The sequence below is a fragment of the Ensifer sp. ENS09 genome, from assembly GCF_014852425.1.
Taxonomy (GTDB): domain Bacteria; phylum Pseudomonadota; class Alphaproteobacteria; order Rhizobiales; family Rhizobiaceae; genus Ensifer.
Genome location: NZ_JACVBP010000001.1, coordinates 995912 through 1015635 on the forward strand (window position 1 = coordinate 995912; position 19724 = coordinate 1015635).

Consider the following 19724-nt stretch of genomic DNA (forward strand, 5'->3'; position numbering starts at 1 on the left):
GGATCGCCTTGATACAGGATTCGCGGCCGTCTCAGGTGGAAATCGCCGGGGCGGCCGCTTGGCCGCGCTCGTCCGCGCCGCCCCCCACTGCCTGCCAGTCGCATTCGGCCAGTCCCGCCAGCCTGAACGGATCGACCAGCGTGCCGGAAACGATCGAGGCGAGCAGCGCCTGCATCGGCGGGGTGCGCGCGACTGTGGCCACCAGCCGGTCGCGCAGCCAGGCGAGAGCCGTCGAGTCCGACTGGTAGAAGGGCGTGAAGAGAAGCGACAGCAGCTGGAACAGCGTGACGTGGTTGCGGCGTGCGGCGGCATAGCTGGCAAGTGCGGTATCGAGATCGCCAGCCGTCTCCAGCGCATGCGAAAGTGCTGCGACATCGAGCAGCGCCATGTTCGCCCCCTGCCCGAGCTGCGGGCTCGTCGAATGGGCGCTGTCGCCGACAAAGGCGATGCGGCCGCAGACCGGCGGGCGCATCGTGCGGTGCGCATAGCGCGCGAGCGTCAGCTGCTCCCAGTCCCTGATCTGATGCAGCAACGGCGCGCAATCCGGCCAGTAGTCGAGAATGCGCGCCTTCCAGCGGTCGAGCCCGGCCTGCCGTATCGCCTCCGCGTCCGCTACCCTGAGGCTCCAGAAGAAGGCGACGCGCTCTCGCTCGCCCATCCGCGCGCGGCCCGCCGGCAGGATGCCGATCATAACTTTCGCCCGGTCGTAGCGCTGCACCAGTGCATGTGGATCATGCTTCAGACCGTCGCTGTCGAGCGTCGCCCAGAAGGCGCCATAGGCAAGCTCGCGCACCTTGGGCGCGGCGGTCGAACCGGCAGCGAGCGCCGAGCGCGCGCCGCTCGCATCGATCACCAGATCATAGGCGCCCGCCTCATGCCCCTGCGCATCCAGCAGCACGGCCTTCCCGCCCGCCATGCGAACATCGGTCAGCGTGACACCCGTCTTGACCGGCAGCCCGGCCGCGGCCACGGCGTCGTGAATCGTATTGAACAGGGCCGCGCGCTGCACTGCCAGCCCGAAGCGCCCACCGGCAAGCGCGTCATAGCGCACGTCGAGCACGGTGCGCCCGGATCTGGCATCGGCGCCATAGAGCCGGTCGATCCGGCTGCCGAGCGCAAGAATAGGATCGAGCAGGCCGAGCGTGTTCAGGACCGTGAGCCCCGTCGGCTGCAGCATCAACCCGGAGCCGACAGGCGACGCCACGTCGAAACGTTCGAGGATGTCCACCCGATGGCCGCGCCGCGACAGCATCAGTGCCGCTGCCAGCCCCGCCGGGCCGGCGCCCGCTATGCCGATATGAAGTGTCTTCATGGTTCCCCGAGGTGACGCGGATGATCGACGAAACTATAGGGAAAATCAAAGTGCTAGAGCAAGGTCACGGTAGCGGGACACGACGTCGCGCGTGACGCTCGACGTTGCGTCATGCCGCAAAGGAACGGCCGCCGCTCATGTGGCCTGTCGGTCGCCTTCTCCCAGCAAGTGAGCGAGCGACACCCTCGACGTCCCCAGCGCGGCGGCTCCGTTCGCCAACAGGACCAGCGGACAAGTCCCCTCTCACCGCCTGCGGAGAGAGGGTTAGTGCTCGGGTTAAACCCGAGGAGAGACGCAAGCCCGCAAGCGATCGTCGGAAACACATAAGCAAGGCGCGCGACACAGGCACGCGAACGCGCCCACGCCAGCGAGGCACAGTAGAGCGATCGCCCCTACCCCTCCGCGTCATAGACCTCGCGCGCGGCCCGGATGGCGCCGTGGTTTTCCACCGACCAATCGACGAAATGCTTGAGCAGGCCGAGCAGCGAGCGGCCGAGATCGGTCAGCGCATATTCGACGCTCGGCGGCTGCGTCGGGTAGACGGTGCGGTGGATGTAGCCGTCGCGCTGCAGGTCGCGCAGCGTCTGGGTCAGCATGCGCTGGGAAATGTCGGGGATCAGCCGGCGGAGTTGTGAGAAGCGCAAGGGGCCGTCGGCGAGCGACAGGATCATCAGCGAATTCCACTTGCCGCCGATATTGTCCATGACGTCGCGGACCGGGCAGTTTTCCATATCCATCGGCACGCCGCAGACGATCGCCACGCGCTTGCCCTTCATGTCCCCGGTCGGCTTGTTCATCGACGGTACCCTTCTTGTAACCACAGCAGAAAAAACTGCCTCCTTTACAGCCCTACTGCGATTACGGGATAAGAGCAAGTCTCAAAAAGAGACCATGTGCCGACGCATCTCCCAGGCGACGGCATGAAGAGCCGGCGAGACCTGCGCCGCGGCGTTCCGCCCGCGTTTTCCGTCTCGGCCCAAACAGGAAAAGGTAAAGACCATGTCCGATACATTGCTCGTCACCGGCGCAACCGGCCAACTCGGCAAGCTCGTGCTCGACCAGTTGCTTGCGTCCGGCGTCGCACCGAGCCGGATCATCGCCACCAGCCGCGACACGGCCAAGCTCGCCGATTACATCGCCAGGGGCGTCCAGGCCCGCGTCGCCGATTTCGACGAACCCGCTTCGCTCGACCAGGCCTTCGCCGGCGCCGACCGCATCCTGATCATCTCGACCGACGCGCTAGATCAGCCGGGCAAGCGACTGAAGCAGCATCTTGCTGCCGTCGCCGCCGCGAAGAAGGCCGGCGCCAAGCACATCGTCTACACCTCGATGCCGAGCCCGGAGACCTCGGTCATTCCCTTCGCACCCGATCATCTCGGCACCGAAAACGCCATCAAGGCGACAGGCATTCCCTACACCATCCTGCGCAACGGCTGGTACATGGAGAACCTGTTCATGGCGCTGCCGCATGCGCTTGAGACCGGGCAATGGTATTCCTCGTCGGGCGAAGGCCGCCTCGCCCACATCGCCCGCGCCGATGCCGCCAAGGCCGCAGCCGCAGCCCTTGCTTCCTCCACCGGCGAGAGCCAAACCTACACGCTGACTGGCGGCGAACTGCGCTCGACGGACGAGATTGCCGCCCTCGTCGCCAAGGCGACCGGCAAGCCGCTCAATGTCGTGCACATCTCCGACGAGGCGCTTGCAGGTGGCCTGAAGAGCGCCGGGCTGCCGGACTTCCTGATCCCGATCGTCGTCTCCTTCGACGCCAACACCCGCGGGGGCCACATCGACATGGTGACGAGAGATGTCACAGCGCTGACCGGCGCAACGCCGGTGACGCTCGCCACCTTCCTCGAAGCGAGCAAAGCGCGACTTGCGGGCTAAGCGATAAGCCAACCGGCGGGAGCCCGGCCGTTTGCGCCGGGCTCTTGAAACGATTTGCCATCCTGTCGGCATCGGGCTGGCACCAGGCGCCCGTCCTGCGGCGAGACAATCCTCGCCATGGTCGCCCGCATTATTTGTTCTTGATTTGTTCACGTATTCGCTCTATGAATTCTCCAGGCTTCACCGCTTCAAAAAAGGGGACATCATGAGCGTTTATCTGACCGTCGGTGCTTTGGATTCCGCCAGATCCAATGCCTTCTACGATGCCGCCTTGGCGACGATCGGCTGGAAGACGCACACGGAATTTCCGGACTGGCGTGCCTATTCCGAAGGCGGAACCGGCAATGGTCCCGTCTTATGGGTCTGCAAGCCCTTCAACAACGAGCCGGCAAGCGCTGGAAATGGCTCGATGGTCGGCTTCATGGTCCAGTCCCGTCAGGACGTCGATGCCTTCTACCAGGCGGGCATGGCCAATGGCGGAACGGATGAGGGCGCCCCCAATCCGCGGCCGCATTATGGGCCGCACTGGTACGCCGCCTACATGCGCGATCCCGCCGGAAACAAGATCTCCGTCGTCTATAACGGTTAGCCCTTAGCTGCCTTGGCGGGATACTTTAACCGGCATCCGAAGCGCCGGGCACAACGGCATGGGACGTTGATGCCACCACGAGGGCTTGGCAGCGTTTGCCGCTCCCTAGCGGATGGCCTCCACCGGCGAAGCATCGGCCCTTAGCGCCAGCTCGGCCAGAACGAGCGCGCCGATGCCGGCGAGAAAGAAGCCGGCCGAAAGGTTGAGCGTCGTGCCATCGTAGAAGGCCCCCACCGCGACCGAAAACACGGTCGCCACGAGGCTGGAGCCGGAGGCGATCAGCGACGCGCCGAGACCTGCCACCTGCCCCAGGGAACGCATGGCCATGGCGTTGAGATTGCCGAACAGCACGCCGACCGCAAAGAAGGCGGCAAAGCCGAGCATCAGCAGCACCGCAAGCGGCGGCCGCCCGCCCCAGTAGAGCGAGGCCACGAGCATCGCCAGGCCGGCGGCGGCCAGGCCCACAAAACCCCGGCGCGCCATCGCCTCCGCGCCGAAGCGCTGCACGAGCTTGGCATTAAGGAACGAGGCCAGCCCGATGCCCGTCGCCAACATGGCAAAGTAGAGCGGAAAGGTCTCGCCGATCCCGTAGGCGTCGAAGAAGAGGTCAGCCGCCGTGCTCAGATAGAGAAGCTGCGCGCCGAAGACGAGCCCGGTCGCAACGATCAGCAAGGCTACCCGCCGATGCGACAGGATGCGCCGCCCGTTCGACACGAGAAGCCGCGGGCGAAAGGGAATGCGTTTGTCGGCCGGCAATGTTTCCGGCTGCCGCATCACCAGCCAGAGGCCGAGAACGCCCGCCGCCGCGAGATAGACGGCAAAGATGCTGCGCCAGCCGGCCACAGTGATGATCCCCTGCGCCAATGTCGGCGCCAGCATCGGCACGAGAATGAACAGCGTGAACATGAACGACATGACGCGGGCCATGGCGTCACCCTCGAACTGGTCGCGGATCATCGCCCTCGTCGCGATCTTCGGCCCGGAGACGCCGACGCCCTGAAGAAACCGGCCGAAGATGACCATTTCGAGCGAGCCCGCCACCATGGCGATGACCGTTCCGAGCGCATAGACGCCAAGACCCAGGACCAGCGCCCTCTTCCGCCCCATTGCATCGGAAAGCGGCCCGAGCAAAAGCTCGCCGAACGCCATGCCGAGGATGAACAGTGAAATCACATGCTGGGTGGAAAGCGGCGGCGCGACGCCGACATCGGCGCCGATCTGGCGCAGTCCCGGCAACAGCGCGTCGATGCTGATCGAGGTCAGCGATGTCAAAAGCGCATAGAGAACGATGCGCTCGCGAAAACTGGTGGGAGATGTCATTGGCCGCACATTTGGGAGAACTGAGGCGCAACCTATAGCAGTCTTGCCGCAAGATGGGTGCGGCCATCGCAAGATTTCTCCGCAAAGTTTTTGAGCACTTTCCCGCCAGGAAGCGCGTGAAAACAAGACGCTACCGCATCAACCACCCGACCATCGAAATGCAGGTCTAGTCTTTGACGGCAAGAAACAGGCCGCTTTCCTTCTGCACTTTCAATACGCCGCCGCCTTCAGCGAAGGCAGAGTGGATCGCTTCCTTGAAGGTAGAAAGTTGATCGTCTGCGGCTTGGTCTCCAGGGGGAAAGGAGGTCAAGGCCAGGTACACGTCGTTCGGATCGGTCACTTCCATATGGGCGGGATGAATGTAGCAGTTAACATTTCCAAACCGCTCCTGAAGCAGCGCCTCGGCGTGCGTGAACCCGAAGGCGGCAGCGGCCGGATCATAAGGTGTTCCACCGAATGTCGTCGTCAATTCGTAGAGGCGGCGCATATTGTTCGTGCCGTTGGTCGTGACCGCCAGGAAACCTCCAGGCTTCAGAACGCGAAACATGTCGGCGACCGCCGCGACGGGATCGGCCACGTGATAGAGCATGTGCATGGCGACAACGCCGTCGAAACGCTCATCCTCGAACGGCAACGCCGCCGCATCCGCCACCCCGCCATTCACCGACCCGAACGGCAACGGCGCACAGCGTTTCATGGCTTCATCGACCATGCCTTGAGATAGATCCGTCAGGGTGAGATCGAGATCGCGAGGGACGGCGTCCGTCACCGCCTCCCAAAACCATGCTGGACCGCAACCGACATCCACGATCCTGTCGCCGGCCTTCAAGGGAAGGTGGCTTGCGATCCACGGGAACCACGGGCGATCAGATACGGTGTACTGGGATGCAAGACGCGCTCGTGCTGCGAGGTTTTGGCTGTTGCCGTACTGTTTTGCATTGCCCGTTGTCAGTGACGTCACCTCGACCTCCTCGATCGATTGTCCGCTTCGGCGGCTTCTCATCGAGATGAGGCCAGCCGCAAACCACCCCTGTCATCCCTGAAAATACTCTTCCTGATCAATGGCTTGCAACGACACTACCGCCTTCGGCCTGAAGCCGCAGATGCGTGGCATCCGCCAGGCTGACGACGGCTCGGTTCCTGAAAAAATCATCCTCGCGCAGATGGGTGATGCTTCCGGATTTCGCCGGGAAACTCAAGAAACCGGCGGCCTCGATCGGAACCTTCATCCAGGCGGCCATCACCAGCGTCAGCGTGAAGCCGTGGGTGACGATGATCTGCGTTGGGCAAGACCTCGCCACAATCGCTTCGACGCAAGGGTAGACCCGTAGCGCCACGTCGCGGCGAGTTTCCGCACCCTCGATGCCGCAATCATAATCCAGCCTGTCGTCGTCAGGCGCCGCGGTATAGCGCGCATCGAGCCAGGCCTGCGGTTTGCCGCCGGCCACGCCATAGCTGATTTCGCGAAGGGCGGCGGTTTCCGTCACGGGCGCGGCAAGGCGTGCGGCGATCGCCGCCGCCGTTTCGGCAGTGCGCAAGAGGTCGGAGCTGAAGATCTCGACCTGCCTCCTGCCCACAAGGGTCGCGAGACGCTCGGCCGTGGCCGCCGCATCCTTTCGGCCGCGCTCGGTCAGGCCGGTGTCGTACCAGCCGCCCACCCTGCTCTCGACATGGTGGACGGACTGCGTGTGAGTGACGACGAAGAGTTCCTTCATGGCGAAGGCGCTTCAGACCTCTTGTTCAGACCTCCTGGCCGCAGGCGCGGCGAAAGCGGCGCACGGTCTCGGCCATGCCGTATTCCAGCGCGTCCGCCGTCAGGCCATGCCCGATCGACACTTCGGCAAGGTTCGGAATGTGTTTTGCAAGCAGCGGCAGGTTGGCGACCGTCAGGTCGTGGCCGGCATTGACGTCGAGACCGAGCTCGGCCGCCATCGCCGCCGTACGGCCGAGTTCGCCGGCGATCTTCTCGGCTTTCTCCGGATCGTCATAGCAGCCGCCATAGGGGCCAGTGTAGAGCTCGATGCGGTCCGCACCCGTTTCTCTGGCGATGCGCAGCGCTTCCATGTCCTCGTCGCCATCGGCAAACAGCGAGACACGAAAGCCCTTCTTCTTCAGCCGGCCAACGACATTGCCGAGCAGATTGTGGTTTTTGCGGAAATCCCAGCCGTGGTCGGAGGTCGCCTGCGCCGGATCGTCCGGCACCAGCGTCACCTGCTCCGGCCGGTGCGCTTCGACGAGACCGAGAAACTCCTCGTTCGGGTAGCCTTCCATGTTGAACTCCGTCGCCGGGAATGCACCGTCGATCAGGTCGCGGATCGGCTGCAGGTCGGAAAAGCGGACATGGCGCTGATCCGGCCGGGGATGCACCGTCAGACCGGCGGCGCCGGCTTCGAGCGCGATGCGCCCGAGCGCGGTGACGGACGGCCAGGGCAGATCGCGCCGGTTGCGAAGCATTGCGACGGCATTCAGATTCACGGACAGTTTTGCAGGCATGTCTGAACTTTCCAGAGGCGGGGCCGCTCACGGCCCGATGCGGGCAATGTGGATGCAATGTTCTACTGCATATTTAACGAAAGCAGAAACGGTTTGAGGTCGGGATTATGCAGCAATTCCAAGGAGTACCAATGCAATGGCCGCGGCAATGGCGCGCAGTGCATTTGCCCGCCTTGTCTTGATCGAATCTTGACAATCGATCTCTCTAATATGCAGGAAAGCTCAATCACCGGAACGAAACCTTCGCGCCGACGGCACGTCGGCTCCGGGTGAGCGGTCACCGCTACGATCTGTCACAGGGATTAAGGACGCAATTTTTACGTTTATTTCAGAAAAAACTCAAATTTGGCGTCTATCACCCCTGACAACCACTTCTTTTGGCCTTAAATTTCCGAATCAGATCGAATGGCCCTGGCCTAAGCCGCGATCGCTTTCATAGATTTTCAGATCACATGACACTGGAGCAAGCACCGATGACGACGGTCGAAAGACCCTGCGATGAGACGATACGGCGGACCCTCCGTCGCATCCTCGAAAGCAAGGCTTTCGCGCGTTCCGAGCGCTTGCGGGCGTTTCTTTCCTATGTCGTCGAAAAAGAGATGATCGGCGAAGGCCATCAGCTCAAGGGCTACTCGATCGCCATCGACGTCTTCGACCGGCCGCAGGCCTTCAACGCCGATAGCGACCCGCTGGTGCGCGTGCATGCCGGCAAGCTGCGCAAGCTGCTCAAGGCCTTTTACGAGGGCGACGGCGCCGACGAGGAATGGCGCATCGCCATCCCGAAGGGCACCTACGTTCCGGAATACCGCCACGCGCGGACGGAAGTGGCCGAAACGGTCGCCCCCGCGTCGCGCCAGCCGAAGCCGGCCAAGCGACGCTTTGCCGGGCATCGCCCCGCCTGGCCGCCGGCGCCGCTCTCTTCGCCGCTCTCCGTTCTGAGCGTCCTGCCGCTGTTGCTCTTTGCGCCGATGCCGTCGCAGGAAATGACGCTGGACCTCGACGCCCAGGCCAAACTCTTCAACGCCCGCCACGCCACCGAGCGGGTGCTCCCCGCCGTCACCGTGAAGCTCAGCGGCGCCGAAAACAGCGATGCGAAGGCCTTCGCCACGGCGCTTCGGCTTGCCGCCCAGCGTCACAAGACACTGGCGCGCGCCACCGACGGCGACACCGGCCGCCCCGTTTCGCGCAACTCCGCCCTCTCCTTCACCGTGCAGGTGACCTGGTACGAGGCGCCTGCCCAGGGCATTCGCGTCACGCTCTCCCATGACGGCGAGACTGTGCCGTTGCGCCAGGACTTCATCACCTGGAAGCGGCTCGAGACCGAGCCGGACCTGCTTTTCGAGAGCATGTCGCTCGCCGCCGAACTGTTTTCGCTCGATGGCGAGATCTACAATCACGCCCGCGAAGAGCAGATCGAAAGCCCGCTGATGGGCTGCATGGCCGCTACCCAGCGCTATCGCAAGCACCTTACCCGCGACACCTTCGAGACCGCCTGGTCCTGCCAGCAGAAACTCTCGCCGCTGCGCGGCGACGAGCCGCTATTCATCCTCAGCGCCAACAGCCCGCTCAAGGTGATCGGACACTGAACGTGCCCGGCGGGCCGGCAAGAGCGGCCCGCATGAAGCGGCTGCGGACCCGCGGTCCAGCATACTCACCCGCCTTACTAAAGACTGGTCATATTAGCGATTCGCGTATACGGTACACGCATGCGTTGGGAATGGGTGCCTGGGTGCTCGTCAGGCAAGCATCGATGTCCTGAGTAAACCGTGCCTTGCGCGCGGAGGTGCCCCAACCGAGCAGCAGGTATTGTCGTTGACGATCAACGAGTGCCTCACCGCGCGGATCCGTCCGCACCTTTGAGACCCGGCGATCGCCACCGCTTCCGGACGCGGATTGCGCGCACCCCTGGGTCGGTCTCGATTCAGGAAGATGCAGAAACAGCGCGCCGAAAGACGCGCAGGCTGTAGACCGGGGACCTTCGACATGCCGCGAGACCACTGGAAATTCGAGGGCGTGCTGGCCGCGCCCGATCGTGTCGGCTTTCTGCCGGACCTGCCGCTTCCCCACCACGACCCCACCACGCCGCTGGCGATCGCCGACATGGCCGACGCCTTCGGCGTCACCCATCGCACGCTGCATTTCTACGAGGAAAAGGGGCTCCTGACCGCCGCCCGCATGGGACCGATGCGGGTCTACAACGAAGATCACATTCGCCGCATGGCGGTCATCAATGCCTGCCGCGAGATCGACATGCCGATCTCGACCATCCTGGAATTGCTGACTGCCCTTGCGGGCACCGAGGAGCAGGCCGAAGCGGACAAGCTGTTTCGCGACGCCCTGCTTGCCCGAAGGCGCGAACTCGCCGCCCAGCAGGCCAACCTGCGCCGGCAGATGCAGCGCATCACCGAACTGCTCGAAACCACCGACGGAGGCGAAGCCACCGACGAGGACGGCCATGTCCACCTATCGCCGATCGAAAGCGAATGCCTGACCTTCATGGCCGACGGTTATCCGGCGGCGCGCATCGCCGGGCTGATGGACATGGACGTAGCGGCAGCGCTCACCCTCGAGGCCGGCATCATCCGCAAGTTCGGCGCCAACAACCGCTTCCAGGCGATAGCCAAGGCTGTGCTTTCAGGCATGATCTCGGCGGAATAGCGCGAACACGACAGCTGCTCCCGATGCCTTGCCGTCAGCATCCTCGTGCGTCACCGGGACGAGGTTGAGCTGCTCATCGGGTCGTTCGCGAAGCTTTCCCGCAGCCCCTTCCCGCGAGCCTGCCACCGTAAGGCGCGCCGAACAGTTTACCGGTCCGCGCGGCACAATTCACTTGAACGACAGACATTGCGGTGTCGTGATCACCATGCGCGTGTTACGAGGGCGCCTGAACAACACGGATGAGAGACCCCGATGCTTCCCTGGATAGAGCTGGACCGCGCAACCATTCCCGGCGACGGCGACGAGCTGCGCCTGAAGCAGCGCGGGCAGGAATTCTCGATCATGCTCGGCTCGAACGAGCTGATGAACAGCCGGCTGAGCGGATCGGAAGAAGCACTGGCGACACTCGCCCATGAGCGCATCGCCGGCCGGAAAAACCTGAGCATGCTGATCGGCGGCCTTGGCATGGGCTTCACCCTGCGCGCGGCCCTCGGCGTGCTGCCGGACGATGCCCGCGTGACCGTCGCCGAACTGGTTCCGGCCGTCGTCGACTGGGCGCGCGGCCCCATGGCCGATCTGCACAAGGGCACGCTCGACGATCCCCGCGTCGACATCCATGTCGGCGATGTCGGCGCTCTGATCCGCTCGAAGAAGGCGGCCTATGACGCCATCCTGCTCGATGTCGACAATGGCCCTGATGGCCTGACGCGCCCTTCCAACGACAGCCTCTACAGCCACACCGGCCTTCGCGCCGCGCAAGCCGCCCTTCGGCCCGGCGGCGTGCTTTCGGTCTGGTCGTCTGCCCCCGACAGCGCCTTCACGCGCCGCCTGCGCGAAGTCGGCTTTGCCACCGACGAGGTGAACGTGCGCGCCAACGGCAAACGCGGCGGCGCCCGCCACATGATTTGGATGGCGACGAAGCGCTAGCGCATCCGGCTCATTTGGCAGATCAGATCACCTGCGATTTTCGATAGGCCTCGACAATCTCTTCGAGCGGCACCCCGTCGAGCGTAACGCCGGCGATGCGGCAGTTGGAAAAGGCCGCCCCGGAGAGATTGATATTCTGGAATTGCGCTCCGGACAGATTAACGTCGTTGACGTACCAGCCCGTCATGTTGCTGTCGTTGAACTTGGCGCCGGAAAAATTGATCTGATTGAACGATGTTGCCGACAGATTGGCGTCGTTGAAACGTGATCCCGCCAGGTCGGTATCGTTGACATCCAGCCTTTGCGTCGTGCGATGAAGCTTAATCTCATTGCCCTCGGCCGAGAAAAGAAGCGGCTTGTCGCCCGCATCCTGGCCGACCGCTGCGGAAAGCGCGTTCCAATCTTTCACCCCAAATTGCTTTGCAATCAATTCCAGGCAGTCGCTGTGCGACAGGTCCATCTTGCGATCACTGAGCGCCTGTCGCAGGGCTTTCGCCATGCTTTTGATACCAGCGGTTCTAAGCATTCCAGTTCCTCCAGGGGCAACCAAATGTCAGAGCTCACATTGCTGACCGACGGCCCAAGGGCTGGAAGTCGAACGGGGGGTATCACACAGGTGTTTTCACCATACCAAACGTGGCGTGAGCGGCGGGCAACACAAGGCCGTCACGAATTAGTATAGGCCGAATCTGGAATGTCAATGAAGCCAACGGCCCGCGCGCGACACGCGAGCTGCGTGCGAACGGCGCCACCCTTCCTCAGGGATCCGCCCCGCCTAGCGAACGATCGTCAGTCGCTCTGCCGCCCGCGTGATCGCGGTATAGAGCCAGCGTTCGCGGGTATCGCGAAACGCCCAGCTTTCGTCGAAGAGCACGACATTGTTCCACTGCGAGCCCTGCGCCTTGTGCACCGTCAGCGCATAGCCGTAGTCGAACTCGTCGTAGCGCTTGCGCGTCGTCCAGGGGATCTCGCCCTCGACATCCTCGAAGGCCGCCTTCAGGAGCTTGATCTTGGCAGCACCCCGGTCCATGTCGTCGTCTTCCGGCCGGATCATCAGGTTGATGCCAGGCTTTACCGTCTCCTTCGACGAGCTCATCACCTGCCAGAGCGAGCCGTTGAGCAGGCCCTTGGCCGGATCGTTCCTGAGGCAGACGAGCTTGTCGCCGGATTGCGGGTAGTCGCTGGTGAACCCCTTCAGCTCGCGAAGGCGCTGGTTGTAGCGCCGGCGGGTCTTGTTGGTGCCGACCAGCACCTGGTCGGCTTCGAGCACCAGTTCCTGGTTGACCTGGCCGCGACCGATCACCTGCGTGGTGCCGTAGTCCCCGTGCATGATTTCCTTGCCTTCGCGCACCTGCATCGCCAGCTGGATGATCGGGTTGTCGCGCGCCTGGCGGTGAATGTCCGTCAGCAGGTAATCCGGCTCCTGGTTGGTGAAGAAGCCGCCGCCCGTAACTGGCGGCAACTGGCCGGGGTCGCCGAGCACCAGGATCGGCGTGCCGAAGCTCATCAGGTCCTTGCCGAGCGCCTCGTCCACCATCGAGCATTCGTCGACGATGATCAGCGCCGCCTTGGCGACCGGGCTCTGGCGGTTGATCGCAAACATCGGCGCGATCGAGGTCTTGCCGGTTTCCTCGTCGGAAACCTCTTCTTCGCCGCGCGGCCGGTAGATCAGCGAGTGGATCGTCTTGGCGTTGCTCGCACCCTTGGAGCGCAGCACCTGCGCGGCCTTGCCGGTAAAGGCGGCAAACAGCACGTCGCCATCGACATGCTCGGCAAAGTGCCGGGCCAGCGTCGTCTTGCCGGTACCGGCATAGCCGAACAGCCGGAAGAGCGGCGAGCGGCCCTCTTTCAGCCATTGCGAAACGGCCTTCAGGGCCTCGTCCTGTTGCGGTGCGAATTGCATGAGGCTGAGTGTCAGGATTCGGGCCGCACACGCAAGCCCGGAATTGCGGCCCTGCCGGAGGGCGAGGAGCCGCCAGCTTCGCAAGCTTCACCGCCGCGCGCAAAATTGCCCGTAAAATCAAGGTCGCGCCTCGTTACCGCGCCTGGCAGCAGGGCTTTCGGCCGGCGGAATTTGTTCACGTTTTTTTCTCATTTCGCCGCCTGGCCGCATGGCGTTTGTATTCCCCGCTGTCGATCCTGTGGCACTTTCTGGCTCTGCCCCTTGAATGCAACGCCGCATTGTTGCTAACGAGCGTGACGTGATGGCGCCCGCGCTCCTGCTGGCGAAGACCATCGCTCTAAGCCCGTCAAGGCCGGCCCCGATGGCCGTTCCCGCCTTTCCGGGTCATGCCGGAGAGTGCCCGTGAAAACCGACAAGCCAGCTGCGCCGCCCACCCCGGACAAGGTCGGCATCGGTCGGCTCGCGCCCTGGCTGCAATGGAGCCTGCTGCTGGCGGTCTCCATCGTCCTTGCCGCGTTTTTCGAATTCATCGGCCTTCCCGCCGGGCTGCTCATGGGCCCGATGCTGGCCGCCGTGCTCGTCGGCATGAATGGCGGCACCATCCGGTTGCCGCGCCAGCTGTTCTTCTGCGTGCAATTCATCCTGGCGATGATGATTGCCGGCGCCATGACGCCCGGCATGCTCGTCACCTTCTCCGGCAACTGGCCGCTGTTTCTCGCCGTCATTCTCTCGGTCATCGCCGTCAGCACGCTCTGCGGCTGGGTGATCACCCGCATGCGCATCCTGCCGGGCACGACGGCGATCTGGGGCTCGTCGGCGGGCGCCGCCTCGACCATGCTCTTGATGGCCGACGCCTATGGCGCCGATGCGCGCCTCGTCGCCTTCATGCAGTATCTGCGCGTGATCTTCGTCGCCAGCACCGCGACCGTGGTTGCGCATATGTGGGTCACCGGCGCCGAAATCGAGCAGACCACCCATTGGTTCGCGCCGATCGATGGCCTGCTCTTCCTCGAGACCATCGCCGTCGGGCTGGGCGCAGCGCTCGCCGGCCGCTTCCTGCGCGTGCCCGCCGGCGCCTTCCTGCTGCCCTTCCTTCTCGGCGCCGTGCTCAATGTCTCGGGCGTCATGACCACCGCGCTGCCGCAATGGCTGCTGGCGATGTGTTTTGCCATGCTCGGCTGGAACATCGGCCTTGGCTTTACCCGCCAGATCCTCATCCATGCCCGCCGCGCGCTGGTGCCGACGATCATCTCGATCGTCGTGCTGATCTCGTTCTCCGGCCTGCTCGCCCTGCTTTTGATCAAGGTCGTCGGCATCGATCCGCTGACAGCCTATCTCGCCACCAGCCCCGGCGGGCTCGATTCGATCGCCGTCATCGCCGCCTCGAGCAATGTCGACCTCTCCTTCGTCATGGCGCTGCAGACCGCCCGCCTGCTGATCATCACCATGATCGGCCCGACGCTCGCCCGCTTCGTCGCCGACCGGGCTTGACGATGCTGGCCCGGCACGTTTCCAATGCGCTGCCGGGAGGACACAGGTGAAGACGCTCAGAATCTACGGACCTCCGGGAGCCGCGCTTCCCTTCGAACTGCGCGACATCCTGCAACGCCTCGTACGGCGCTCGCTGGGCGCGTCGTGGAAAGTTTCCGCGGTCGACGCAGGCTATCAATGGTTCGATGCCACCGGCCCCGGCGGCGACGTTCTCGAGACTTGGGCCCAGTCCGGCAGCATGGTCGAGGGCCGGCAGCTCGCCGCCGCTGCGCAAGACGTTCTGCAAGTCATCTGGGGAGAGTTTACCGGTTTCCTGCCGAGCGCCCCGGACAGACCCTGGATCATCGTTCGCGCCATCGACAGCACATTTTACGAAATCACCACGGATGACGAGACGGTTCTGCGACAGCTGGAAACCGGCTTCCAGGACGTTCGCCGTTCTGATGCCCCTTGGAAACCGGCCGGCTAGCACCATCGGCCGCGCCATCACGAAAAACGTCCGCGATGCTCAGGCGTTTTCCGCCGAGCGCGCAGCGAAGCGCGCCATCACGGTGGAGACCGCCTCCTTGGTCAGCCGCACGCGTGGCAGCTCGGCCGATTGTTCATGGACCGGCCACGCGATGAACGTCGCGTGGCCGGTTGCGTCCTATGGCCCGAGCGGAGACAAGGCCAACCGAAACTTCCGCCCGTTCTCCGGGAATAAATCCTGTGCTTGCCGTGTCTTACGGTTGGATCTGCACCATGCGGCTCCCGCGGAAACGGGACGAGGAGGCTTTTCGCCCGTTTCCGGACAGGAAAACCATCTTGAGGAAGGACAATTGCCATGAGAACGTTTCCACTGACGATCGCCATGCTGCTTGCGGCCAGCGTAACGGCTTTCGCCGCGCCGCCGGTCAAGGAAGTCGAGACCGCCAAGGGCAAGGTGCTGGCCGGAGAAAACGGCATGACGCTCTACACCTACAAGGACGATCATGGCGGCGCGTCCATGTGCTACGACGATTGCGCCAAGAACTGGCCGCCCTTCTTCGCGGAAGCCAGCGCCAAGGCAGATGGTGCCTATACGGTCGTCGAGCGCAAGGACGGCAAGAAGCAATGGGCCAAGGACGGCATGCCACTCTACTTCTTCATCAAGGACAAGAAGATGGGTGACATGACCGGCGACGGCATGAAGAAGGGCGAATGGAATGTCGCCAAGCCGTAACGGCGGCAACGAGGATGCGGGGGCACCCCCCGCCTCCGACCGGTTCGAAGAGGATGTGCTGGCCCTGGTGCCGGCACTGCGGCGCTATGCCCGCAGCCTGGTGCGCTCGGACCCGGATGGCGAGGACCTGTTGCAGGATTGCGTGGAGAAGGTGCTTTCGCGCCGCGCGCAGTGGCGCGGCGTGAACCTGCGCGCCTGGGCCTTCACCATCATGACCAATCTCGGCCGCAACCGGCACCGCTATGTGGCGATGCACCCGCAGGTGGCGCTGGACGAGGACCTGGGCCTTGAGGCCGAGACCCACGAGAGCGACCCGCTGGAGCGCTCCAGGCTCGAACGGGCGCTGAACGGGCTTTCCACCGAGAACCGCTCGGTGCTGATGCTCGTGGTGATCGAGGGATACCGCTACCAGGACGTGGCCGAGATGATGGCCATACCGATCGGCACCGTGATGTCGCGCCTGTCGCGCGCGCGGCGCCAGCTTGCAGAAGCCATGAAGGACGACAATGTGATCAGCATGCGGAGACCGAAATGACGGAAGGCCACAACACCGTCTCCGAAGACGACCTGCACGCCTATGTCGACGGCGCCCTTGGCCCGCGCGAGCGGTTGCGGATCGAGCAATGGCTCGAGCAAAACCCCACGCAGGCCGACGAGGTCCGGCAATGGCGGGCGCAGGCGGTCGAGTTGCGCGCGCTCTTTGCCGGCTATGCCCGCAGCGACGCCGATGACCGGGCTCTGCTTCTGAGCAACGGCAGCGAACGCCCGCAACAGGATCCCGGCAAGGACACCCGATCGTTTGCCAGCATCGCCCGCGCCGTCGCCGCCGGCCTGGTGCTCTTTGCGGCCGGCGGCCTCACCGGCCTTTACGCGCCCTCCTTGCTCGCACCCGAGCAAAGCCCCCGGCCGACGCAGACGGCCGACAGCCTGCCGCGCCAGGCGCAATCGGCCTTCCTGGTCTATGCGAGCGAAGTGCGCCATGCCGTCGAGGTCGGCGCCGACGACCAGACCCATCTCGCGACCTGGCTTGGCAAGCGCCTCGATCATCCGCTCTCGATCCCCGATCTCTCCTCGCTCGGCTTCTCGCTGGTCGGCGGCCGGCTGCTGCCGGTCAACGGCAAGGCAGGCGCGATGTTCATGTATGAGGATGGCACCGGCCGACGGCTGACGGTGCTGCTCGGCCGCAACGACGACAACCGCGAAACCTCGTTCCGCATCGACGAGAACGACGGCGTCGAGACCTTCTACTGGATCGACGGCCCGCTCGGCTACGCCGTTACCGGCGAGGTGCCACGCGATCTGCTGCAGCAGGTGGCGGATGAATGCTACCGGCAGTTCGAAAAGAGCGAGGCAACGAAGAGCTGAGGGGTAACCCAGCCAACGCCGATCAGGCTTTGTCGGCAAGGTATTTCAAAGAGTTACGGTCGATCCCGCACATTCGTCTCACCCTGCGTGACCCGAGACGCCCTGCGCTCAAAATCGCCGGGACGCTCACAATTTTCGGGATGCATCAGGTGCCGGCGCCCTTCGCCACTAGATAGGCCGAGAACATGTCGGCCATCGCATCCGCATAGGCCTCGATCTCCGCATCGCTGCGCGCCGTTCCAGAAAAATCCTTCCCCACCGTGGTCATCGTGGTCATGATCAGGTCGCCGGCACGTTCCCTGATGTCGCCGGGTGCGCTCGGAAGAAGCTCGATCATGAACCGGTCGATGAGCGGGTCGTTAGCCTCCTTGGCTTCCCGGGCTTCGGGCGCATCGCGATAAAGAGGTGCCGCGTCGCCCAGGGCGACCCGAACGGCCGCTTCCTCGCATTCCGAGCGCAGGAAGGCGTGAACCAGGGACCGCAGCCGATCGAGCGGCGCGCGCGAGCCATCGCGAAGGATCGTCGCCAGCAGCCCCGACGTCTGCCGCCACTCATCGCTTTGCAGGCGAAACAGGATCGCGCCCTTGTTGGGAAAATACTGGTACAGCGACCCGACGCTGACACCCGCCCGTTCCGCCACGCGAGCGGTGGTAAAACGCTGCGCGCCCTCCTCCTCCAAAACCTGAACAGCAGCCTGGAGAATGGCCCTCACCAGCTCGTTCGAGCGCGCCTGCTTGGGCGCTTTTCGTGAAGAAATACGGACACTTGATCTATTGGCCATTGGCAGCGCCTGCAATGCGATTAGCGAATGCGACGAATTATTCGTATTTTTCTTCGTGAACGCAAGCCATCGAAAACGAAGGAACATCCGATGACAACGCTCACCAGCCAGCCTCTCAAGGGCCTTCTCGACCGCCTGTTCGACGAGGCCGATGCCGCAACCAGCCCCGCAGTCGCGCAACTGCCCGCAGGCGAACGCGAACGATTGCTGCACAGCAAGACCGAATATCTGCAGCTCTACGGGCTCTTGAAGGACCTGTGGTTGCCGGTTTCGCGCGAGACCGGCAACCTCCTCTACATGCTCGCCCGCGCGAGCCGCGCCCAAAGGATCGTCGAGTTCGGAACGTCCTTCGGCATCTCGACGCTCTTTCTGGCAGCGGCGCTGCGCGACAATGGCGGCGGCGAGCTGATCACCAGCGAATTCGAACCGGCGAAGGTGGCGCGGGCCGGACAGAACCTCGCGTCAGCCGGTCTCGACGATCTCGTCGAGATCCGGCAAGGCGACGCGCTGACGACTTTCGCCGACCTTCCCGATGCAATCGACCTGGTGCTGCTCGACGGGGCAAAAACGATCTACCTCGAGGTCTTCAAGCTGATCGAGCCTCGCCTGCGCCCGGGCGCCCTGATCATCGCCGACGATGCCGACAGTTGCCCCGAATATCTCGACTACATCCGCTCGGCCCCCGGCACCTACCTGTCGACGCCATTTGCCGACGACATCGAAGTGACGATGCGCCTCGCCTGAGCGGCGCCATCGCCTCACGGACCCGCGTGGTCCGCCCAATCAAGGAGAACAGCAATGCATGTATTCGTAACGGGCGCGACCGGCTGGGTCGGGTCCGCCGTGGTGAGGGACCTGATCGCGGCGGGGCACAGGGTGTCCGGCCTGGCGCGCTCCAGCGAAAAGGCCGTGGCGCTGGCCGCAACCGGGGCTTCGGTCGTCGAAGGCGGCCTTCAGTCCGCGGCGATCCTGCAGCGGGCCGCTGGCCAAGCCGATGCCGTCATCCACACGGCCTTCCGGCACGACTTCGTCCACGGCCCGCTCGACCAGGATTTTTCCAGTTTTTTGGAAAGTTCGGCCGAGGATCAGCGCGTCATCGCGCTTCTGGGCGAGGTTCTCGCCGGGTCGGATCGGCCGCTGCTTGTAACCTCCGGTCTAGCCGGGCTGCCGCCCGGCGCGACGGAAACCGATCGCCCCAATGCCGCCGTGCCGCGCAAATCCGAAGCCGCCGCCCGTGCCCTTGCGGAGCGTGGTGTTCGGGCGGCAACGGTCCGGCTCGCACCTTCGGTTCACGGCCTCGGCGATCACGGTTTCATCCCCATCCTCGTGCGCCTGGCGCGCCAGACCGGCGTTTCGGCCTATCTCGATGACGGCGCCAACTGCTGGTCGGGCGTCTACCGGGACGATGCAGCACGCGTCTATCGGCTTGCGCTTGAAAGTGGCACGACCGAAAGCGTCTACCACGCCGTGGCGGACGAAAGGGTCCCGTTCCGGCAGATCGCCGAGGTCGTCGGTCGACGTCTCGGCCTGCCGGTCGAAGCCCGCCCGCGCGCGCATTTCGGCTGGTTTGCCGGCATGGCCGGCGGCAACATGGCCGCGTCCAGCGCCCAGACCCGCGCCGTACTCGGGTGGCGCCCCGTCGGCCCCGGCCTGCTCGCTGACCTGGATCAGCCGTCCTATTACGCATGAAAGAACGGACGGCGCCTCACGCTGCGCGAAGCCTTGTGGGCTGGCCCTCATCCGGTCTACCGACTACCTTCTCCCCGCAAGCGGGGAGATTAGGACGAGGGGCAGGTCTGA

General features: G+C 64.2%; 22 protein-coding genes. 13 read left to right on the plus strand and 9 right to left on the minus strand.

Annotation, left to right across the window (positions count from 1 at the left end):
- Positions 1–31: 31 nt before the first annotated feature.
- Positions 32–1312 carry an NAD(P)/FAD-dependent oxidoreductase gene (locus IB267_RS05045; RefSeq protein ID WP_192446666.1) on the minus strand — a complete coding sequence of 427 codons (1281 nt, stop codon included), beginning with the start codon at positions 1310–1312 and terminating at the stop codon, positions 32–34.
- Positions 1313–1704: 392 nt separating this feature from the next.
- Positions 1705–2109, minus strand: a complete 405-nt coding sequence (locus tag IB267_RS05050) for a helix-turn-helix domain-containing protein (RefSeq protein WP_060605391.1) — start codon at positions 2107–2109, stop codon at positions 1705–1707.
- Between the two features lie 202 nt (positions 2110–2311).
- Here IB267_RS05050 and IB267_RS05055 point away from each other — a divergent pair, with 202 nt between their 5' ends.
- Positions 2312–3196 carry an NmrA family NAD(P)-binding protein gene (locus tag IB267_RS05055; RefSeq protein WP_192446667.1) on the plus strand — a complete coding sequence of 295 codons (885 nt, stop codon included), beginning with the start codon at positions 2312–2314 and terminating at the stop codon, positions 3194–3196.
- Between the two features lie 205 nt (positions 3197–3401).
- On the plus strand, positions 3402–3785 hold the full coding sequence (locus tag IB267_RS05060) for a VOC family protein (RefSeq protein WP_192446668.1): 384 nt from the start codon (positions 3402–3404) through the stop codon (positions 3783–3785).
- Positions 3786–3890: 105 nt separating this feature from the next.
- Here IB267_RS05060 and IB267_RS05065 read toward each other — a convergent pair whose 3' ends face one another.
- From IB267_RS05065 to IB267_RS05080, 4 genes are all read right to left on the minus strand, one after another.
- Positions 3891–5105: a multidrug effflux MFS transporter gene (locus IB267_RS05065; RefSeq protein ID WP_192446669.1), complete on the minus strand. Its 1215-nt coding sequence runs from the start codon at positions 5103–5105 to the stop codon at positions 3891–3893.
- Positions 5106–5271: 166 nt separating this feature from the next.
- The gene (locus IB267_RS05070) at positions 5272–6066 is read right to left on the minus strand and encodes a class I SAM-dependent methyltransferase (RefSeq protein ID WP_192446670.1); all 795 of its coding nucleotides are present in this window, start codon (positions 6064–6066) and stop codon (positions 5272–5274) included.
- Between the two features lie 97 nt (positions 6067–6163).
- A complete protein-coding gene (locus tag IB267_RS05075) occupies positions 6164–6820 on the minus strand; it encodes a histidine phosphatase family protein (protein WP_192446671.1) in 657 nt (218 codons plus the stop codon).
- Between the two features lie 25 nt (positions 6821–6845).
- Complete coding sequence (locus IB267_RS05080; RefSeq protein WP_192446672.1) at positions 6846–7598, minus strand: pyridoxine 5'-phosphate synthase; 753 nt, start codon at positions 7596–7598, stop codon at positions 6846–6848.
- A gap of 473 nt (positions 7599–8071) precedes the next feature.
- Between IB267_RS05080 and IB267_RS05085 the strand changes: the two genes are divergently transcribed.
- The 3 genes from IB267_RS05085 to IB267_RS05095 all read left to right on the plus strand — a co-directional run bounded on the left by IB267_RS05085 (position 8072) and on the right by IB267_RS05095 (position 11183).
- Entirely contained in the window at positions 8072–9184 is a 1113-nt protein-coding gene (locus IB267_RS05085) for a hypothetical protein (protein WP_192446673.1), read from the plus strand.
- Between the two features lie 397 nt (positions 9185–9581).
- Positions 9582–10256, plus strand: coding sequence for a MerR family transcriptional regulator (locus tag IB267_RS05090; protein WP_043624165.1), 675 nt, complete (start codon positions 9582–9584; stop codon positions 10254–10256).
- Positions 10257–10508: 252 nt separating this feature from the next.
- A complete protein-coding gene (locus IB267_RS05095) occupies positions 10509–11183 on the plus strand; it encodes an MnmC family methyltransferase (RefSeq protein ID WP_192446674.1) in 675 nt (224 codons plus the stop codon).
- A gap of 22 nt (positions 11184–11205) precedes the next feature.
- Here IB267_RS05095 and IB267_RS05100 read toward each other — a convergent pair whose 3' ends face one another.
- On the minus strand, positions 11206–11709 hold the full coding sequence (locus tag IB267_RS05100) for a glyoxalase superfamily protein (protein ID WP_192446675.1): 504 nt from the start codon (positions 11707–11709) through the stop codon (positions 11206–11208).
- Between the two features lie 249 nt (positions 11710–11958).
- Positions 11959–13086 carry an ATP-dependent RecD-like DNA helicase gene (locus IB267_RS05105; RefSeq protein WP_043624159.1) on the minus strand — a complete coding sequence of 376 codons (1128 nt, stop codon included), beginning with the start codon at positions 13084–13086 and terminating at the stop codon, positions 11959–11961.
- A gap of 8 nt (positions 13087–13094) precedes the next feature.
- On the opposite strand from IB267_RS05105, the gene IB267_RS05110 reads away from it, so the two are divergent.
- The 6 genes from IB267_RS05110 to IB267_RS05135 all read left to right on the plus strand — a co-directional run bounded on the left by IB267_RS05110 (position 13095) and on the right by IB267_RS05135 (position 17143).
- Positions 13095–13388 carry a hypothetical protein gene (locus IB267_RS05110; RefSeq protein ID WP_192446676.1) on the plus strand — a complete coding sequence of 98 codons (294 nt, stop codon included), beginning with the start codon at positions 13095–13097 and terminating at the stop codon, positions 13386–13388.
- Positions 13389–13488: 100 nt separating this feature from the next.
- Positions 13489–14577, plus strand: a complete 1089-nt coding sequence (locus IB267_RS05115) for an AbrB family transcriptional regulator (RefSeq protein ID WP_192446677.1) — start codon at positions 13489–13491, stop codon at positions 14575–14577.
- 46 nt (positions 14578–14623) lie between these two features.
- A complete protein-coding gene (locus IB267_RS05120; protein WP_192446678.1) occupies positions 14624–15046 on the plus strand; it encodes a hypothetical protein in 423 nt (140 codons plus the stop codon).
- 354 nt (positions 15047–15400) lie between these two features.
- On the plus strand, positions 15401–15778 hold the full coding sequence (locus IB267_RS05125; protein WP_192446679.1) for a hypothetical protein: 378 nt from the start codon (positions 15401–15403) through the stop codon (positions 15776–15778).
- A complete protein-coding gene (locus tag IB267_RS05130) occupies positions 15762–16313 on the plus strand; it encodes an RNA polymerase sigma factor (protein WP_034792734.1) in 552 nt (183 codons plus the stop codon). Before IB267_RS05125 ends, IB267_RS05130 begins: the two co-directional genes overlap by 17 nt.
- Positions 16310–17143: an anti-sigma factor gene (locus IB267_RS05135; RefSeq protein ID WP_192446680.1), complete on the plus strand. Its 834-nt coding sequence runs from the start codon at positions 16310–16312 to the stop codon at positions 17141–17143. The genes IB267_RS05130 and IB267_RS05135 overlap by 4 nt, the downstream gene beginning before the upstream one ends.
- Before the next feature lie 145 nt (positions 17144–17288).
- Here IB267_RS05135 and IB267_RS05140 read toward each other — a convergent pair whose 3' ends face one another.
- Positions 17289–17924: a TetR family transcriptional regulator gene (locus tag IB267_RS05140; RefSeq protein WP_192447183.1), complete on the minus strand. Its 636-nt coding sequence runs from the start codon at positions 17922–17924 to the stop codon at positions 17289–17291.
- 90 nt (positions 17925–18014) lie between these two features.
- On the opposite strand from IB267_RS05140, the gene IB267_RS05145 reads away from it, so the two are divergent.
- Entirely contained in the window at positions 18015–18668 is a 654-nt protein-coding gene (locus IB267_RS05145) for an O-methyltransferase (RefSeq protein WP_192446681.1), read from the plus strand.
- 54 nt (positions 18669–18722) lie between these two features.
- Positions 18723–19613, plus strand: coding sequence for an SDR family oxidoreductase (locus tag IB267_RS05150; RefSeq protein WP_192446682.1), 891 nt, complete (start codon positions 18723–18725; stop codon positions 19611–19613).
- The last annotated feature ends 111 nt before the right edge of the window (positions 19614–19724 follow it).

Coding starts and splice junctions, on each gene's coding strand:
- IB267_RS05045 (WP_192446666.1), bottom strand. CDS start 1,312: ATGAAGACACTTCATATCGGCATAGCGGGCGCCGGCCCGGCGGGGCTG.
- IB267_RS05050 (WP_060605391.1), bottom strand. CDS start 2,109: ATGAACAAGCCGACCGGGGACATGAAGGGCAAGCGCGTGGCGATCGTC.
- IB267_RS05055 (WP_192446667.1), top strand. CDS start 2,312: ATGTCCGATACATTGCTCGTCACCGGCGCAACCGGCCAACTCGGCAAG.
- IB267_RS05060 (WP_192446668.1), top strand. CDS start 3,402: ATGAGCGTTTATCTGACCGTCGGTGCTTTGGATTCCGCCAGATCCAAT.
- IB267_RS05065 (WP_192446669.1), bottom strand. CDS start 5,105: ATGACATCTCCCACCAGTTTTCGCGAGCGCATCGTTCTCTATGCGCTT.
- IB267_RS05075 (WP_192446671.1), bottom strand. CDS start 6,820: ATGAAGGAACTCTTCGTCGTCACTCACACGCAGTCCGTCCACCATGTC.
- IB267_RS05080 (WP_192446672.1), bottom strand. CDS start 7,598: ATGCCTGCAAAACTGTCCGTGAATCTGAATGCCGTCGCAATGCTTCGC.
- IB267_RS05085 (WP_192446673.1), top strand. CDS start 8,072: ATGACGACGGTCGAAAGACCCTGCGATGAGACGATACGGCGGACCCTC.
- IB267_RS05090 (WP_043624165.1), top strand. CDS start 9,582: ATGCCGCGAGACCACTGGAAATTCGAGGGCGTGCTGGCCGCGCCCGAT.
- IB267_RS05095 (WP_192446674.1), top strand. CDS start 10,509: ATGCTTCCCTGGATAGAGCTGGACCGCGCAACCATTCCCGGCGACGGC.
- IB267_RS05100 (WP_192446675.1), bottom strand. CDS start 11,709: ATGCTTAGAACCGCTGGTATCAAAAGCATGGCGAAAGCCCTGCGACAG.
- IB267_RS05105 (WP_043624159.1), bottom strand. CDS start 13,086: ATGCAATTCGCACCGCAACAGGACGAGGCCCTGAAGGCCGTTTCGCAA.
- IB267_RS05125 (WP_192446679.1), top strand. CDS start 15,401: ATGAGAACGTTTCCACTGACGATCGCCATGCTGCTTGCGGCCAGCGTA.
- IB267_RS05130 (WP_034792734.1), top strand. CDS start 15,762: ATGTCGCCAAGCCGTAACGGCGGCAACGAGGATGCGGGGGCACCCCCC.
- IB267_RS05135 (WP_192446680.1), top strand. CDS start 16,310: ATGACGGAAGGCCACAACACCGTCTCCGAAGACGACCTGCACGCCTAT.
- IB267_RS05140 (WP_192447183.1), bottom strand. CDS start 17,924: ATGGCCAATAGATCAAGTGTCCGTATTTCTTCACGAAAAGCGCCCAAG.
- IB267_RS05145 (WP_192446681.1), top strand. CDS start 18,015: ATGACAACGCTCACCAGCCAGCCTCTCAAGGGCCTTCTCGACCGCCTG.
- IB267_RS05150 (WP_192446682.1), top strand. CDS start 18,723: ATGCATGTATTCGTAACGGGCGCGACCGGCTGGGTCGGGTCCGCCGTG.